Source organism: Thiolapillus sp., assembly GCF_048562965.1.
GTDB lineage: Bacteria > Pseudomonadota > Gammaproteobacteria > Chromatiales > Chromatiaceae > Thiolapillus > Thiolapillus brandeum_A.
In genome coordinates this window covers 299-704 of the sequence record NZ_JBHNMF010001319.1, presented here as the reverse complement: position 1 = coordinate 704, position 406 = coordinate 299, and the positions used below count along the sequence as shown (strand labels likewise).

The window sequence follows — 406 nt, the reverse complement described above, 5'->3', positions numbered from 1 at the left end:
GATGAACCGGGCGATGCCGTGGTGTTTGATGCGCACATGCACGCCACTGCCGTGCAGCGTCTGCGTCTGGAAACGGATATGCGCCGCGCCATTGACCGCGGAGAATTTGTCATTCACTACCAGCCCATCGTTTCCCTGCAGACAGGGCAGGTGCTTTCCTTCGAGGCCCTGCTGCGCTGGCAGCATCCCCAGCGCGGGCTGGTGAGTCCCAATGAATTTATCGGCGTGGCTGAAGAAACAGGCATGATCTCCGAATTGAGCTGGTGTGTCGGGTACCATGTGATTGTATTCCAAAAAGGAGCTATCCTTTGTTCCGAACCCGCCAGATATTGAACGACTGGCTCACGCAAAACCTGGAGGAAGCATAACGCCATGGTTATCCATCCACAAGCCCGTACAACACCAA

Annotated in this window: 1 protein-coding gene; it reads left to right on the top strand. The window is 55.7% G+C overall.

Annotated features, from left to right (window positions below; genetic code table 11):
• Nucleotides 1-333: EAL domain-containing protein (locus tag ACOCD2_RS24075; protein WP_419626293.1), on the top strand; the 333-nt coding region annotated here is incomplete at its 5' end.
• Nucleotides 334-406 lie beyond the last annotated feature (73 nt).